The organism is Symplocastrum torsivum (genome assembly GCF_059505465.1).
The window spans coordinates 1-16,846 of sequence record NZ_JCACKQ010000059.1 but is presented as its reverse complement, the minus strand read 5'-3'; the positions used below and the strand labels follow the sequence as shown (position 1 = coordinate 16,846).

Sequence of the window (16,846 nt, the reverse complement as noted above, 5' to 3'; positions counted from 1 at the left end):
GTTTCCATTCAATTAGTTTCCCCAGCGAGTGGGAAGGATCGGTTATCGATTTCAATGAAGTTGATAACTCTTTCTCGTTTCCATTCAATTAGTTTCCCCAGCAAGTGGGGAGTACGCCGGTGCGACCGGGACGTACCGTCCCGAGAGTGTTTCCATTCAATTAGTTTCCCCAGCGAGTGGAGACCTGGCGGCACTTTGGTTGCTCACCGGCGTAGAGCAAGGTTTCCATTCAATTAGTTTCTCCAGCGAGTGGAGACTTATTAAAACAGGCAAGATTGAGAAAAAAGACGGTACGTTTCCATTCAATTAGTTTCTCCAGCGAGTGGGGAGTGCCTCCATTGAAACCCTTATCCCGCCTGATGTCCAGAGCCAGTTTCCGACCGCCCGAAAATTTCCCCGACAACGCGCGAAAAGGGAGTGTGAGTTGTTCTAAGTTTGATGCATTCAGAAGTCCAAGGTAGCGATCGCACTTTGTTTCTGCTGGTCAGTCACGCCCAAGTAGCGCTCTAGAGCTGATAAGGTGCGGTGTCCACTGATGGACTGAATATGCCGCAGCGGCACGCCCGCGTCACTCATTCGGGTCAAAGCCGTTCGCCGGAAGCTGTGGGTGCTAGCCCCTTCAATGCCAACTTTGTGGAACGCTTCCCGAAGTATCTTGTCGGCACTTGCTTTGTGGATATGTCCTAGCCCGTGGCGACCTGGAAACAGATAGTCTTTGCGTAAGTTTGGCTCATACTCTTCAAGATACCTCCTGAGAGTCGGGTGAATTTGTATTTCCCTAGTATCTCGTTTTCCTTTGGTATTGAAGCTACGCAGTAGCAAGACTTGTCTGATGCCATTGCTCCCAAAGACATCTCTGGTAAAGAGGGTACAAGCTTCGTTGATACGACAGGCAGCATAGAGACACACGCCAAATAGTGCTTTGTCTCTTGGCTTGACAAAACCCGAACTAAACAGGAGATTAATTTGGTCGGGACTGAGGACTTCTGCCTTCCCGAAACGGTTGATTTTCATAGCTTCTAGCCTACACGATCATTGTGCAAAATGATAATGTAAGTGCCTTCAACCCTGATTCTCTCGTTCTCACACCCAAGCTGCCCATGTGCCAGTTGGAGCTTATTGAGAATAGTTGGCAGCTTACTGCGAAGACGACAGCGGGGATTTGTCGGGTTCATTTGTGGGTGGCAGCGAACGATTGCAAGATGGGAGCGCCGATAGACGGAAGCTTTGTGCTTGACCCGCCCAATATCCAGACGTTTGAACGCAAGCCTAAAGAACCTCAACCATCAGCGGCTAGTGCAACCAGGGTAATATTTGCGATCGCATTAATAGTTGATTTATTCGGTCGCACGTTCTGAGTACAATGTGCTGTCAAACTAATTCCTGTCGAAGAGTGCAAAATGGAGTTGGCAGCGGCAAGAACGAAATAAAGAAAAGACGAAAGAACGAAATAAAGAAAGAGCGAAAGCAAGATTAGCCGTGATGCTCTGTCCAAAATTTGAACACTCGCTGTAACAGTTCAACTTGCGTACAACCGTAAGTCGCTGCGGCGATTTTGAAGTCCTTTTTAAACTCGGCAGGTACTTTGAAATTCAGATTGACGATTTCTCCTGGGTCGGGTTTATCCAGATTTTCCTTGGTTTCCTTGAGGCTAGGCGGTTCGCCTTTGCTGGGCTTACGTGGTGGGGGTGGGGGTTGGGTTGCCATACTATGCCTCTTGTTTACTCAACTTGTTGATGATGCCCTGCGCTACTTCTTCGGCTCGTTGTTTCAAGGTTGGGAAGGTGACTTCGGAAACGGCGCGACCGCTATCGCTTGCCTGTCGGTAAGCTGTCTTTTCTGGAATTGAGCCAGCTAGGGTGCTATAGCCGGCTTTATGAATGTACGAACGGGCTTCTTCGATTTCGTTTTCCCTGTCTCCGACTCGGCAAAGGGCAAAGGTAATTTTGGACTCTGGAATCTTGGTCTTGACCAATTCATGTGCCAACAAGACAGATGGTTTTAAGTCATCAAGGGATAAACCTGTCGGCAAGACCAGTAGCTGACTAACGCGAGCAATTTCGAGAGTTCCTTGCATCGAATGCGGGGCACCGTCTAAAACCATCAGGTCATAAACATCGGCGTGTTTGAGCGCTTGAGCAATAGTACGAAACGGTTCAACAGCAATTTCCGGCTGGAGGCGATGTTGTTCTCGGCGTTGCTTCCAGTCGGTGCTTGTTCCTTGGGAAATGTCTAAGTCGGCAATCTTAACATCCCAACCCGCCGCCGCATATTCACGGGCAATCAGACGAGCTAGGGTACTCTTGCCAACCCCTCCTTTCTGGGAAATAACACCCACTAATACGGTCATCTTGCTGCGAACTTTTTCGTCCTATAGCGAAATCTTTATATCGTCTTTTCGCTTTAGGGTCAAGTCTGAATTCGTTAAAATAAGAAAGCAAGATTTAACGATTTCGTTTTTTCGCTCTCTCGTGAATTGAACTTGTAATCGAGGAGTCATTTCAAGCGTTACAAGCACAACCCCCTGTGCCAGCAGAAGGGTTGTTGCCGTCAATTCTGTGGTTCTCACGCCAGAGGGATTTGAGTTGAAACAAATTGAACGAATGCTCAACATGCGATCGCTTTGTTTAGATTAGTCAGATTTAATAGTGTTAGTAAGCTCGTCTGAAGCTCGATGTCATGAGAAAATTAGGTTGAGCTGGCACGTAAGGGATATGGTTTTTGACAACCCGTGACTGGAACCTCTGCTTGTAATGTCTCCACTCCCTACAAAGTAATTTTCGTGAGTCGAAGCGGGGCAAAATTACGAGGGGTCTCACGAAAAAGGCTAGAACCTCGACAAATAATGAGTTTGAGTATTTGTGACTGCTCAATAACTGCTAATAACTTGCAATAACGGGGGCTTAAATGAGGGGGAAAAAGAGACTTACGAAAATCCCTGCTACAATTCCTTGCTGGAAGGGTTTTCAGACCCCGCCCTTTCCCACTCGCTGGGAAAACTAATTGAATGGAAACCTGGATTGGACTCTGCGAGAATATGCTCTATTGCCCCCTTTCCCACTCGCTGGGAAAACTAATTGAATGGAAACACTTCACCCTCAACACCGGGGAGACTCGCCACAATTGCTTTCCCACTCGCTGGGAAAACTAATTGAATGGAAACGTGAATAACGAATTGTCACTCACTGCGGTACTCAGACTTTCCCACTCGCTGGGAAAACTAATTGAATGGAAACACCTCATTGCAACGCTGTTCGAGGAACGCTTGCTCTTTTAGCTTTCCCACTCGCTGGGAAAACTAATTGAATGGAAACAATCAAAGATGTTTTTCCCCTGAGTTTAGTTTCGTCGCTTTCCCACTCGCTGGGAAAACTAATTGAATGGAAACTTTACTGTTGTGCCATCGGATGTCGTAACAACGGCTCTTTCCCACTCGCTGGGAAAACTAATTGAATGGAAACAAAAAGCGTCGGGCAAATGGACTCTTTCCAAATACTTTCCCACTCGCTGGGAAAACTAATTGAATGGAAACGTGCGAACCTGAGCAGTTCCACACTTGACGACATTGACTTTCCCACTCGCTGGGAAAACTAATTGAATGGAAACTCCCCAAGTCCGAATGCCACCGCCAAAAGCTTGGACTTTCCCACTCGCTGGGAAAACTAATTGAATGGAAACGACCAATTTCCGCCAGTGTCAGGCAGAGTGATAACTTTCCCACTCGCTGGGAAAACTAATTGAATGGAAACCTTTTGGTATTTCCGGGCGGTTGATAATCCGTTAAAACTTTCTCACTCGCTGGGAAAACTAATTGGATGGAAAGAAAACCTCTAGCAGCAATTAGAGGTTTTCTGCTTTCAGAATTATCGTAATGAGTATTATCTACAGATTTTATTCACTGAATTTATTGTCGAAAGCGAACAATCTCTGTGCCTCATGAAAGCCATAATTTACTCAAAAGCTCAGTTAATATTCTCGCTTCTTGAGTAAATTATGAATATTTTCTTTTAGTTGCTTACTAAGTCGGTTAGGGGGTAATTTAGATTCCTATGCCTAAAAAGCCCCTTCTCCACTACTACGCCGACCGCCTTTCCTTCGAGCGCCTGATGCTACTAATTGCTACCCTGGTGCAACATCCCGGCGTAGGCAGTGCTGATTCCAAGGAAGCGTCACCTAAGACAAAGCAACATGAAGCACTAGAAGCCGTGCAAAGTCAACTGCGACAAGTAGCTGAGTCAGTGGGCATCAAGTTTCCCGAAGGGTATCCTGCCTTCGCAACGATTAGGAAAGACCTACAAATTCTACGAGACTACAAAATCTTAGATAAGCGGATGTATCGCTGGGGCTACTACCTCGGTACAGGGGCAATGAGTCGAGAGCAACTACAAGTCACCTTCAACGCCCTTGCCTCATTCGCCCATTATCAAGGTGATCCACAAGTGCGTCAGCTTCATCAAACATTGCAAAAGCGACTACGCGGCTTAGATTTAGAAAATCAGGGAGATTTCTTCTACCCAGTACGGGCTTACCTGAATCGTCCGATTATCTACACCGACCCGGATGAGATGATTACCAAGGGGAAGCAAAAACAAACGCTATTTTGCTGCCTAGAAACTGTAGAAAATGCGATCACTCAAGGTCAACTCGTTGAAGTGTACCGCTTTAGAGACCCCTACCAGCAGCGAATTGGACCGATGCAAGTCTACCCGTTGCAGTTGTTCTATCACGACATCGCCTGGTATCTCCTCTATGAAGAGTGCCAAACCAAACACTTAGAAGTGGAACGAGTAGACCGCTTGAAAGACTATTGCCGTATTATTGACTCCCAAGGACGCGGACAATCTGCCCAAAGAGAACGCCTCAAAGCTGCCCAAAAGTTGATGGAAGCTGGCTGGGGTATTTACTTAGGTACACCTGAAGACCAACAACTCGAACGACTGGGGAAACTGCCATTAGAGTTGGTGAAAGTCAGATTTTTTCCTCCTGTGACTAGCTTCATTCTGGAAGGGGAACGCCGTCATCCCAATCAAAAAATTGTTAAAGGACCAACCGATAAAGATGGGGAGTACACCCACGTCGATTACCTCATCAAGCTGCCGCGTCGTTCGTTTGCAGAATTTAGCCGCTGGGTTTACCGCTACATGGGAAGTGCAGAGGTACTCTCACCACCTGAATTAGTAGAAAAGCATCGTCAAGAAGCTCAAGCTTTAGCCTCACGTTATAGTGCCCATGACTAATGACCAACATCTAAACCACTTTCTCATCGGACCACCCGGCAGTGGTAAGTCTACCTTCGCCACCGCACTGCTTCAACTTGAACCGACAGCAAGTATCGTCTCTACAGACCAAATTCGGACAGTCTTGTTTGGAGATGAAAGTATCCAGGGGGATTGGTCGCTGATTGAGGAAAGAGTTCTCGCTCAAATTCGTGAAGCGTTTAGTGCCGGACGGACTGTGATTTATGATGCAACAAACGCCAGACGAGAATGGCGGCAGTCATTGCTGAGACAAGTCGGAGAGGAGAATCAGCAATGGTTAGCGTGGTACTTGCAAACCCCACTCTCTATTTGTAAGGCTTGGAACAAAGGAAGAAAGCGTCAGGTACCGGAAGTTGTAATTGAGGAGTCATTTCAAGCGCTACAAGCACAACCCCCTGTGCCAGCCGAAGGGTTTGTTGCGGTCAATTCTGTGGTTCTGACACCAGAGGGATTTGAGTTGAAACATATTGAACGAATGCTCAAAATGCGATCACTTTGTTTAGATTAGTCAGACTTGATAGTGTTGGCAAGCTTATCTGAAACTCATGTCATGAGAACATTAGGTTGGGTTGGCACGTAAGGGATATGATTTTTGACAAACCCTTGAGGGAGGCCTTTGCTCGTAATGTCCTCACTTGCGGTGAAGTAATTTTCGTGAGTCGAAGCGGGGGCGAAATTACGGGGGGTCTCACGAAAAAGGCTAGAACCTCGACAAATAATGAGTTTGAGCATTTGTGGCTGCTCGACAATTGCTAATAAGTTGCAATAACGGGGGCTGAAATGAGGGGGAAAAAGAGACTTACGAAAATCCCTGCTACAATTCTTTGCTGGAAGGGTTTTCAGACCCCGCCCTTTCCCACTCGTTGGGAAAACTAATTGAATGGAAACACCACCGATCACAAACACACCACGGCTGGGAATGATCTTTCCCACTCGTTGGGAAAACTAATTGAATGGAAACGTTTACGAGCGCTTTGAAGGCACTCGCGACTACACCCTTGCTTTCCCACTCGTTGGGAAAACTAATTGAATGGAAACGAAAATATCACTCATTGAACAGACAAAGATTCGCTTAGCTTTCCCACTCGTTGGGAAAACTAATTGAATGGAAACCAAAAACAATAGTTCCTAAAAGCTGGCGCGAACCCTTTCCCACTCGTTGGGAAAACTAATTGAATGGAAACTTTAATTGCGTTGGAGAGAAGATTGCCAAGGGAATACTTTCCCACTCGTTGGGAAAACTAATTGAATGGAAACTTGCAGGAGGAAAGCCTCTACCCGTACTGGATATCCCTTTCCCAGTCGCTGGGAAAACTAATTGAATGAAAACGTTTTGGGAAGCGTGAACGGAAGTAAGTCAATACCGGCTTTCCCAGTCGCTGGGAAAATCAATTGAATGAAAACTACAAAGCAAAAATTCGCAGCGTCTGGCTTAGCAAAATGCTGCGAATTTTTAACATTTTAGGACTCCATTTAGAAAGCAGATCGAGTTAGGAGTAGCGCAGAAATAACTTATCCCTTTCAAGAGTTACGGAAGAAGTTGAAAAGACGCTATATCCACATTTTTTCTCTCATCTTCCCTCTTTTCTCTTCTAAAAACGGGAAACTTATTTTTTTGTGAGTCCTTAGTGCTTAGAAACGAGCGCTCACTCTTCATAAGAGAAGGAGTATTCTCATACCCAACGCCTTTCGTCAAGTCAAAAGCAAATATTAATCAGATATTTAGTCAAACCCTAAAAACAGCTTGGCACAAAGATTTTAAGGGAAAAATATTTTTTTTACAATAGTAATTTCACTATTGGCAGGGGGTAGAAACACCAGTTAAAGTGCAATAGACACCTTCAAAGGAAAGCATTGTGTCCGACAAAGGATTTTGACAACAGAAAGCCTGGAGATTGCTTTACAACCTATCCCTCAAAGCTCTCCATGATAAAAACGAATGCCGTGAGAACAGCTTCTGGTTAGCCGGAAGTTAGGTAAATGATGCGAAAAGATTGGAATCCAGATGATTAAGGCAGCCTTATCGTTGAATACACCCAATTTGCAGACAACATTATCTCAGCAACCGATTGGGTGCCCTTGATAGTGTCTCTAGCCGCATCAACTACCCCTAACAACAGAGCAAAACCAAGGCTGAGAAATCTTTCAGTTGCGATTGGGGAACAAAGGTAACACCTAATCTCCTACTTAGTATTACCAACCTGTCTGAGCCAGCCAAGTCCTATTGAAGCTATGTCTGAATACACAGCCGTTAGCTTTGCGCCTGTGCAAAGCTTTATTGAAAAATCCCGCAAACTCCGAGATTTGTATGGAGCCTCACTCATCTTATCTTTTCTGAGTTATAAGCTCGTGCAAGAGGCATTGTGCTTAGGACTAGAGGTGATTTCACCAGGATTGCCTACTGACCAGAAGGGAATGCCAAACCGGATTTTAATTCGAGGGAAATTTGAGCGCAATGATGTACAAAAGACGCTCTTAAAGGAATGGCAACAGGTTTTAAACATTTGCCGAGTCTGGCTCGAAGAAAATTTGGGTCTAGAAACATATTCTTGGTCACAACCCGAAGACCAAAAGGGTAAGCAAAAAGGAGAGTGGGAACGATGGGGAAGCTACACCTGGGAAGTCTTTTGGGGATATGGTGAGTCGGTCAAAGCCGCAATGGAAGACTTGGAAACTCGCAAGCTGAAGCGGGATTGGATTGCGATTAACTGGGTTGGTGAGAGTTCAAGTTTGACAGGGACAGATGCGATCGCATGGCATCAATTAGGGAAAGAGTCAAAAGAACCAGGGCGATCGCTCAATGAAACTGAGCAACGGGAACTTAAACGATTTTATTACCAACTTGCTTGGATTTTAGACAAGCCTTACTCTCGAAATCATCGAGTTAGAGAGTCTATTCCCTCAGATGAAGAACTAGAAAAATACTTTCAGAACGAAGATAACGGAAAGTTTATTGCTCCTAATGAGAAATTAAGCATTCCAGAACTGGTAAAGCGCTTAGTAACCTTACCCTATCTTGCTAGGAAAATCGTCATAGAAGAATTGGATGAAGGCTTCAAAGATATATTTCGAGACGCTGGATACTGGACAGGCTGGTTTATGGGTGATGGCGATAAGGTTGGAGATAAGCTCAAAGAACTTGCCAGCCGCCATGAAGATGATCAAGAAAAGCAAGAACACGAACTCAAACGCTTCACTGAGTTAATCAGGCAGTGGGGAAAGGATTTTCAGGCAAAGCAAGATTTGTTTCCTGAAGGTAAAGGGCGTGTCATTTATGCAGGTGGCGATGACTTTCTGGGAGTTCTTTACAGTGAGGAAACAAAAACACAAGAAAAGCCTGAAAAAGTAAAACCGATAGAGGCGTTACAGTGGTTACTCACGCTGGAAAATCGCTGGAAAGACCTGCAAAAAGACATCGAACAAGAGCTTGGACTAGATTTTACCTATAGTGTCGGCTTTGTTTGGGCTGGGCATCAGGTTCCACAACGAGATATTTTGCAACACTGCCGGGATGCGGAACAGCGGGCAAAGTCTCTTGAACGCAACCGAGTTACCATTCGGGTAGTTTTCAATAGTGGTCAGTATGTTGAGTGGACGTGTCCTTGGGATTATCTGCATATATTGAAGAACTATCGTGATCGCGATGGCAAAACTTACTCAGAATGGGAATGTCAAGGTCAAGATTCAAAGTATTTACCAAATTGGAATCACATCTACAGTGATTGGGCGCACCTCAAAGCCCGTCACGCGATTCCGTTAAAAGACAAATCAGGCAATGTTGATGACCGCATAGCACTGGCTTTGTTTGATTTATATTTTGGCGAACGTGCCGAGCTGCTACAGCGTACTTGCAACGATTCTGGAAAATCAGTGATTGACGAGAAGACACTCATTGAGTGGATTGATGGCTTAATCAATATTGGTTGGCAACTATGTTCAAATTCTTAATTACAATTCAGCCTTTGGGCTTGATGTATGGCAGTGCCGGAGCATTTCTATCACCTGAGAACTTAGTGGGACGCTCAGGAATGAAGTTTCCACCTGCTGCTGCAACATTATCCGGTCTTTTCTTCAGTGCTAATAAGTCTAGTTCTCTTGTAGAGCATCAAGAACTTCGAGAGAACTTATTTGTGGCTGGCCCGTTTTGGGCAAAATTCGATCATCTAGAAGATTTTTATGTTCCGCTACCACGCCATAAGGTTGTTAGTGAAGATGTCTCAGATGAGTGGCAAATGGTATCCCATAGATGGTGTCTAAAGTCGCAAGCAGCCCTAGCAACAAATGAAGAAACTAATCAACTTGAAGACGCTAAAAAACGTGAATCCGAATATCACTGGTTAAGACTCGATTACTGGGATGATGAGCCAGAAGTCATTCGACAAGATGCCAAGGAGAGTTCTCCTTCAGTTAGCGAGAAATGCTGGAAATATGTTTCTGTATTACACCCTCGATTGAAAAAGAATGAGCGACATGTCTTAGAACAAGATGGGTTATTCCTGGAAAATGCTGTTCAGATGGAGGAAGATGCCTGTCTTGTTTACCTATCAACCTATGAATTACCGAAGGGATGGTATCAGTTTGGTGGTGAAAGTCACATCGTAGAAATCAATAGCATTGAATTAACGGATAACAGCCCAATTCTAAAACGGTTGCGAAAGCCTATTAAAAAAGCTTTTGCCTTGATAACTCCTGGTGTTTGGGGGTCAAATGCCCTATCTTACCGCTATCCTAAGCATCAAAACTTCGCCAGTGATCGCAACAAAATTAAGTTGCTGACGGATAAAGCCGTTCCCTATCGTTACCGAATTGGATATGGCGATAAGCACAAAGAAATGTTTCAGACACGCAACCCAGGTCGTTTATCTCGCGGACGTTACGCGGTTCCTGCGGGAAGCGTTTATGCCCTTAAAGAACCGTTGAATCAAACCTGGTGGGATTTTCCTAAAGAGTGGTTTCCAGAAAAGGGCTTGTTAAAAAAGTTTGGCTGTGGCTTATGCCTACCTATCAGTATTGAAGGAGTAGAAGACTAATGTACAAAAAAGCTTACGGCATTATAGAAACGCTTGCTCCCTTACATGTGGGTGCAACGGCGGGAGAGGAAAGTGGCAATCTAAACCTGATTTTTAGAGATCAATTTACTCAAACAGGCATTATTCCAGGTAGCTCAATTCGCGGTCGGCTACGTTCTGAAATGCGCCTGTCTCACAACGAACAGGAAGCGAGCTATTGGTATGGGCATGAAGCCGAGTCAGAGTTATCAGAACACACTACAGAGTCAGTAGTGAAGTTTGAGTATGCCTCAATTCTTTGGCTTCCGGTTTTCTGTCCAGGGCAACCGATTGTATGGGTGAGTTGTGAAAAACTACTGAAACGCTATAAGCGAATCGCTGGTCTCACAGAGACTGTTCCCCCTCTCTACACTGGCTCAAAAACATTAAAGGCACTCGAACAAAAACTGTTCTTCAACTTTGGTTTTCTGAGTATTGAGCATCCAAATCAAGACTTGAAAGCTTGGTTTCCAGACGGCAAAGAGCTGCCATCCGTTGTCGTGGGTGATGACGAAATTGGCATGATTCATGATATGGCACTGTATCGGCAAAGTCGAGTGGCGCTGGAAAAAAAGCAGAAACGAGTTAAAGGTAAGGCGTTTTTCAATACTGAAGCTTTGCCGGAGGGAACAATCCTTGTATTTCCAGTTGCTATCAAAGAGCTAAATCAGAGTGAGTCTGATGCACAGCAGAAAGTCTGGCAACCTTTTGGTGCTAACAACAAGGCTGATATCTATCTCGGTGGATTGGAATCCATTGGTTTTGGTCATTGTGAAATGACTTTAAAGGAGGTATAGACATGGCTTGGGAATCCTATAACTTAGATCAAATTGCACACGATTTGGTTTTAGATCATTGCGATAAAGGTGCACATAACCAAGCCTATAAGATGCGAACAGCCGCTTCTTATGGACTTGAACGATTTTGGGGTGAACAACTTCGGTTGTACGACAAGAAAAAAGATGTTTACTTCCCTACGGCGGCAAGTAATTATTGGGCAGATACTTGGCAGCGTTTTTGCCAACTTCTGACCAGTGCAGGAATTAATCTTCCTAACGATAAGGTTGAACCAACTGATAGAGAAGCAATCAAACGTATCACAGACTATCTTTGGCGCTTTGATGACAAGCAGCGAAAAGTCGCTTTAGCTGTGCTGATTCAACTGTGCGACTGTATGGTTTGGTGGTCACAACGCTATAAGCCTTCTAAGGCAGACAACGATTTGGAGGGGGATGAGGATGAGTAAGAGTGATCTGCCACAAAGTAATGAGGATGCGAATTTTGTTCCCTTGATGTTTCAGGCTCAGATTCCTGATCGTGGCAAAATTCAATATGCAGGAAATGTTGAACCTGCGTCGAAATGGGTCAATCAATGGTTAAAGGGTTGTCCACCTGCGCCAGAACAAGTTGATGAAAATGTTCCTGTCTGGAAACGCCAGCAGGTTGGACCCACTGTAAAGTTACCTGAGTTTGGTGCCCATGTGGAGACGCAAGAGTACCAAATTCGCTGGCGGTTAATTACTAATAGTGGTCAGGATGAAGATGTAATTCGTCCAGTGATTGGTGCGAAGGGATTACCATTTTTTCCTGGCTCTAGTATGAAGGGTGGGTTCCGTAGAGCTTGCCTAACAGATGCAGATCGCTCGCGCTATTGCGGAGGAGAGGAGGTAACGGATGGGGGTGAGAAAAGAACTGTACCGGGCATCCTTCGCTTTCACGGTGGTTATCCCGTCGATATGACTTCTTGGGCAAAGCGCGATCGCCTAGTTGATCTGGTTCATGGTCAGCAATCCTATCAAGTAATGCGAAGTAGCGCAAGTCATACCGCTAATGTTCAAATCTCGCTGTACAAACCTAGATTTAAGTTTGGAATTTCTTCTACCAAACCGCTTAGTGAAGAAGAGTGGGACACAATCTGGAAAATCTGGGAACGTGCGCTAGCCAATGGGATTGGTTCACGAGTTAGTGCTGGCTATGGCTACGTTGATAAGGTTAATAAGAATGGCTCTATCACCCCAATTGAAATCCCTGAGCGCGTAATTCTCTGTGCTTATTTAAGTGGACAGGGACTCACCGCTCAACTACTCAATAGAACAGGAGAGTTTCGCCCCAATATGTTCAAAGCTGTGTTGCGAGGGCATACCTTACGTCTATTGGCAGGGATAACGGATGAGACAGTTGCCAAAGAGCTAACTCAAAAAATTTGGGGAGGAATTGATGGGAAAGCAACCGTTGGCAAGGTTGGTATTTTGTTCACTTATGACGATAGTGATATTCAGCTAGGAGAACATATCTACAGGCCAAAAAGCAAACTCTTCTCAATGCCAACCTACAACCTACAGAGAGGTAGGTTGGATCTATTGCAGGTTGGCGAAATTTCACCACAGCTTAGGAAGTTCTTGCGGCATCTGCTGCGCTTCTCAATGCTACTTGGTGGTTTTGGCAAATCTTGGCGACGGATTCACCACAAACTGTTTTATCCAAATTATTTCAATAACGGCGACAAACCGATGATTGGTTGTCACTGGGAAATTTTGCCAGAGTCAGAAAAGCTGTGGGTTCTTAATAATGCTCCTAGCTTAAGTGCCATCACTCAGTTTTTGCAAAAAACGCAAGAGATTGCGATCGCATGGCTTCAGTCAGAAGGATATGAACCCAATGGATATGTGAGAGACTGGCGCGAAACCTGGCATCCGAACAACGTTCAGGTTTGGGGACACATTGCTGGTGATAAGAGCGATAGTCAAGCCATCGAGTGGTTCCACGGTGGTTATTTTGCTCAGCAGTCCATCAAAAATTCAGAACTAACGGGATGGGCTGCCAAAAGAGGATTTGATAGTCAAGTGGGACGGATTTGGCATCGCATGTATCCTCGGTATGCCAAGAACAAGGTGGGTAATCTAATACGCTTCAAGAATGAATACATTGAGTTACTAACTATATTTCCTGATGGCTCAGAAGAAACAGAGCAATTCCTAGATTTTTTGGATGGTCAGAGCAAATTTAACAAACTTTGGGGAAATCAATAATAACTATGAACGTTTGGATTATTACAACAGGCAGCAGTGATGTTCAACTCAATAGGAAAGATCACTGGCAAAATCTGTTGAGAAATATAAGAAGTCAAGTAGATCGCGGATTTACGCCTACAGAGGGAACTGATAACCGCTTTTTGGCTCCTGCTAGAGTTATGGGTACAGTCTATAGCCAAGCCCAGGCAGAGCAATATTGGGGCGATCTGGCATTTCCCTTGCTGGATAACTTTGTGGGGCAAATCCAGAATAAAGGAATAGACCAAATTATCTTGATTTTGACTGATCAGACTGCTGTGTTTAGTCCTGAACAAAGGCGCTCTCAACATTCTCCCTACTGGCAAGATACCTGCGCCCTTGAGCCGATTCTGACAACATATCTAAAAGGCAAGTTTCCCCAAGCTAAACTCAAGCCGCTCTTACTTCAGCCTAAATCACCTACTGAAGGGTTAGATGATTGGAATAGAGTTTTTGAACTTATTCAAGAAGAATTTTCTACATGGGATTTTCCAGATGACTCAACAATTTACGTTAGTCACCAAGCAGGGACTCCTGCCATTTCTTCATCTGTTCAATTTGAAATTTTGTTGAGGTTTGGACAACGGGTTAAGTTTTTAGTTAGTAGTGAGCGTGACTCAAAATTAACTAAAATTCTTGAGCAATCAACCTACCTACGAGGAATTCGTAAACAAGAAGCTAAGGCACTATTAGAACGCCATGACTATTCCGGCGTAAAAGAGTTACTGTCTCCTTACCTTAATCCTGAAATCCAAGACTTATTGGATGCGGTAATTCAATGGAACTTTGCTAAGTTTGAAGACTTTGCCAAGGCAATCACAGCGACGGCACAAAAGTATTCTAAAGATAATGAGTGGTGGCGGATGGTTGATGAGGAAGTAAAAGAGCGTTCTACAGAGTGGTGGTGGACTGCTTATGAATCAGCTTACTTAGGAGTAGTGCGGCTAAAACAGGGAAACACGGTTGAAGCGATGTTTCATAGTTTTCGTGCAGTAGAAGGGTTACTAGCTAAGTGGGTAGACAAGTACAACAACTCCGAAAAGCAGGGTAAAAGAATCACAAAGGAAGGAAAAAAAATTAAATTATCACATAGAATTATTGCACCCTGGGATAATACAAAGACAACAGACAAAGTTAATGCTTATGGTCAAGGTCTTTATTTCGCGCTTAATTTTTTTGAAGGTGTTGATAAAAATAAAGATACAGATATGGACATTTGGACATTTGGCAATTTCGTTTTTGATAAAAGAAATGGATTGTTTCACAAACTAGAAGGATTACAAGACAAAGAATCAGTCTTTGAAGCTTGGGAAATCTCTACAGGTGATGAGCAGGAATGGAAAAATAGGGTGTTAGGGTGTCTAAATTTCGTGTCTGGGCAAACATTCAAATTTCTGGATCAAGAAGAATTAGATGGAACAGCAGCGAGTTTGATGGTGAGGGTGCATGAGAAGTTAGTAAAGACGCTCGCTGATTACGAACACACCCCTTAGCCCCAATCTGGCAAAACTGGGAATACGCTTGGACATTTCCCAACAACTACGTCCAAATCTAGCATCTATCCTCACAGCCTCAGAAACTTATCAGGACTTACGCAAGTACAATATATGTACTGATCTGAAAGGCAATAGTTTGCAAAATATACACCATATTTAGCATCTTTGCATAAGTCTTACTAGGTTAGATTGCAAATGAGAACTTGATGGCTCTGCTTAGGCAGGGAACCAACTTTTTGAATAGACGGAATGCTCCTTTTCCTCCCACTAACAATTTGTTTCCTTCATTAAACCCTACTTGCTAGAGCAACTGATTGAAGGAAATTGTGGTAATTCTCTAGTAGATTCCACGAATTGAGTTCTTCCAACCCCCATTGGCTAAGAACTGTTTTTCGTGAGTCGAAGCGGGGGCAAATTTATGGGGGTCTCACGAAAAACGTTAGAGCCTATATGTACTGTAGCTTTAAGGGTTTGCGATTCTAGTGAAGTTGCTAAAGAGTTGCAATAACGAGGGCTGAAATGAAGTTGAAAAAGAGACTTACGAAAATCCCTGCTAGAATTCTTTTCTGGAGAGGTTTTAAAGCCCCGCTCTTTCCCACTCGCTGGGAAAACTAATTGAATGGAAACAATCGAGGTTTATTGATTGGGGAAATAGCGATCGCGTCTTTCCCACTCGCTGGGAAAACTAATTGAATGGAAACATTCAAACTCCCGAAGGAACAGTCGTCAATGAAAGCGAACTTTCCCACTCGCTGGGAAAACTAATTGAATGGAAACTCGAAGGGGCCAAGCCCTAACTGCTTACCAGTCTCACTTTCCCACTCGCTGGGAAAACTAATTGAATGGAAACGTCAGCTATGCTGTAGACGGCGACACGATTAGAGGGTATGAAGCTTTCCCACTCGCTGGGAAAACTAATTGAATGGAAACCCAACCTGGCGAAAGAATTGGGGGCTGATAAAGTTGCTTTCCCACTCGCTGGGAAAACTAATTGAATGGAAACACTAAAGGCGAGAAGTTTGTTTGCATTGCGTCCATGACTTTCCCACTCGCTGGGAAAACTAATTGAATGGAAACAAATCACAATCTTTGCCCAGTCAGAGCCGGAGCCTACCGGATGAGCTTTCCCACTCGCTGGGAAAACTAATTGAATGGAAACAATAGTTGCTGGCAAGCGCCGAAGCGATAATCTAAGCTTTCCCACTCGCTGGGAAAACTAATTGAATGGAAACAAGAAATATGCATTACTGGCTTGGGTACCGAGCTTACCTTCCCAATCGCTGGGAAAACTAATTGAATGGAAACAACTTCCCGTGGTATCCCACGAAAGCTTTTCCATCCTCGGCTTTCCCACTAGCTGGGGAAACTAATTGAATGGAAACAGCAGCTTACCTGTATTGATGCACAACAGCGCATCACTTTCTCACTTGCTAGGGAAACTAATTGAATGGAAACTAACCAGTATGGTTACCGATGGTTTTGATGGGATATCTGCTCCCCACTAGCTGGGAGAACTAATTGAATGAAAACTGGCTGGCGTATCTCGCTCAATCACCTTGGCGACAACTTTCCCACTCGCTGGGAGAACTAATTGAATGGAAACTGCACTACAATCTCCATGTTCTGCTGCTGCTCTGGCAGCTTTCCTACTCGCTAGGGAAACTAATTGAATGGAAACATGCAGATGTCCTTGAAGGTTTGACCTCTACAGGTGCGATCGCCTGGCTTTCCTACTCGCTAGGGAAACTAATTGAATGGAAACTCAATTTCACTCTCAATTTCAACATTAGAAACTGTACTCTTTCCTACCCACTGGGAAAACTAATTGAATGGAAAGAGACCCCTAAGCGTCGTTAGAGGTTTTTAATAAGTTAAGAAGTTATTGGAAATAGCGAATGTTAAAGGAATGGTCAGTGGAGGAAGAAGTCAGGAAAAGGCGCTAGTGCAGCGCAGCAGAAATAACCCACCAGTTCAAGCGGCCTCTGGGTAGCCCT

Annotated in this window: 13 protein-coding genes and 2 CRISPR repeat arrays; of the genes, 10 read left to right on the top strand and 3 right to left on the bottom strand. The window is 44.4% G+C overall.

The features are described from left to right. Positions 1 to 444: 444 nt before the first annotated feature. On the bottom strand, positions 445 to 1,014 hold the full coding sequence (locus AC5JL3_RS18580; protein WP_496075896.1) for a tyrosine-type recombinase/integrase: 570 nt from the start codon (positions 1,012 to 1,014) through the stop codon (positions 445 to 447). 23 nt (positions 1,015 to 1,037) lie between these two features. On the opposite strand from AC5JL3_RS18580, the gene AC5JL3_RS18575 reads away from it, so the two are divergent. Next, positions 1,038 to 1,358, top strand: coding sequence for a hypothetical protein (locus tag AC5JL3_RS18575; RefSeq protein ID WP_496075895.1), 321 nt, complete (start codon positions 1,038 to 1,040; stop codon positions 1,356 to 1,358). Positions 1,359 to 1,473: 115 nt separating this feature from the next. On the opposite strand, the gene AC5JL3_RS18570 is transcribed toward AC5JL3_RS18575, so the two are convergent. After that, the gene (locus AC5JL3_RS18570; protein ID WP_496075894.1) at positions 1,474 to 1,707 is read right to left on the bottom strand and encodes a hypothetical protein; all 234 of its coding nucleotides are present in this window, start codon (positions 1,705 to 1,707) and stop codon (positions 1,474 to 1,476) included. A 1-nt stretch (position 1,708) separates the two neighbouring features. Next, entirely contained in the window at positions 1,709 to 2,350 is a 642-nt protein-coding gene (locus AC5JL3_RS18565; protein ID WP_496075893.1) for a nucleotide-binding protein, read from the bottom strand. A gap of 628 nt (positions 2,351 to 2,978) precedes the next feature. Beyond that, a CRISPR array of direct repeats spans positions 2,979 to 3,823; the repeat unit is 37 nt; unit sequence CTTTCCCACTCGCTGGGAAAACTAATTGAATGGAAAC. Between the two features lie 226 nt (positions 3,824 to 4,049). Here AC5JL3_RS18565 and AC5JL3_RS18560 point away from each other — a divergent pair. The 9 genes from AC5JL3_RS18560 to AC5JL3_RS18520 all read left to right on the top strand — a co-directional run bounded on the left by AC5JL3_RS18560 (position 4,050) and on the right by AC5JL3_RS18520 (position 16,709). Beyond that, entirely contained in the window at positions 4,050 to 5,237 is a 1,188-nt protein-coding gene (locus tag AC5JL3_RS18560; RefSeq protein ID WP_496075892.1) for a helix-turn-helix transcriptional regulator, read from the top strand. Beyond that, complete coding sequence (locus tag AC5JL3_RS18555) at positions 5,230 to 5,766, top strand: AAA family ATPase (protein WP_496075891.1); 537 nt, start codon at positions 5,230 to 5,232, stop codon at positions 5,764 to 5,766. Before AC5JL3_RS18560 ends, AC5JL3_RS18555 begins: the two co-directional genes overlap by 8 nt. A gap of 343 nt (positions 5,767 to 6,109) precedes the next feature. Beyond that, positions 6,110 to 6,662: direct repeats of the CRISPR family, unit length 37 nt; unit sequence CTTTCCCACTCGTTGGGAAAACTAATTGAATGGAAAC. 828 nt (positions 6,663 to 7,490) lie between these two features. Beyond that, a complete protein-coding gene (locus tag AC5JL3_RS18550) occupies positions 7,491 to 9,206 on the top strand; it encodes a Cas10/Cmr2 second palm domain-containing protein (RefSeq protein ID WP_496075890.1) in 1,716 nt (571 codons plus the stop codon). Beyond that, on the top strand, positions 9,191 to 10,288 hold the full coding sequence (locus tag AC5JL3_RS18545) for a type III-B CRISPR module-associated Cmr3 family protein (protein WP_496075889.1): 1,098 nt from the start codon (positions 9,191 to 9,193) through the stop codon (positions 10,286 to 10,288). Before AC5JL3_RS18550 ends, AC5JL3_RS18545 begins: the two co-directional genes overlap by 16 nt. Further along, positions 10,288 to 11,103 (top strand): type III-B CRISPR module RAMP protein Cmr4, encoded by an 816-nt coding sequence (cmr4, locus tag AC5JL3_RS18540; protein WP_496075888.1) that lies wholly within the window; start codon positions 10,288 to 10,290, stop codon positions 11,101 to 11,103. The genes AC5JL3_RS18545 and cmr4 overlap by 1 nt, the downstream gene beginning before the upstream one ends. A 2-nt stretch (positions 11,104 to 11,105) precedes the next feature. Continuing rightward, positions 11,106 to 11,552, top strand: a complete 447-nt coding sequence (locus tag AC5JL3_RS18535; RefSeq protein ID WP_496075887.1) for a hypothetical protein — start codon at positions 11,106 to 11,108, stop codon at positions 11,550 to 11,552. Then, complete coding sequence (locus AC5JL3_RS18530) at positions 11,545 to 13,335, top strand: hypothetical protein (protein ID WP_496075886.1); 1,791 nt, start codon at positions 11,545 to 11,547, stop codon at positions 13,333 to 13,335. Before AC5JL3_RS18535 ends, AC5JL3_RS18530 begins: the two co-directional genes overlap by 8 nt. A gap of 5 nt (positions 13,336 to 13,340) precedes the next feature. Beyond that, positions 13,341 to 14,849, top strand: a complete 1,509-nt coding sequence (locus AC5JL3_RS18525; protein ID WP_496075885.1) for a hypothetical protein — start codon at positions 13,341 to 13,343, stop codon at positions 14,847 to 14,849. A gap of 1,521 nt (positions 14,850 to 16,370) precedes the next feature. Beyond that, on the top strand, positions 16,371 to 16,709 hold the full coding sequence (locus AC5JL3_RS18520; protein WP_496075884.1) for a hypothetical protein: 339 nt from the start codon (positions 16,371 to 16,373) through the stop codon (positions 16,707 to 16,709). Positions 16,710 to 16,846: the final 137 nt, after the last annotated feature.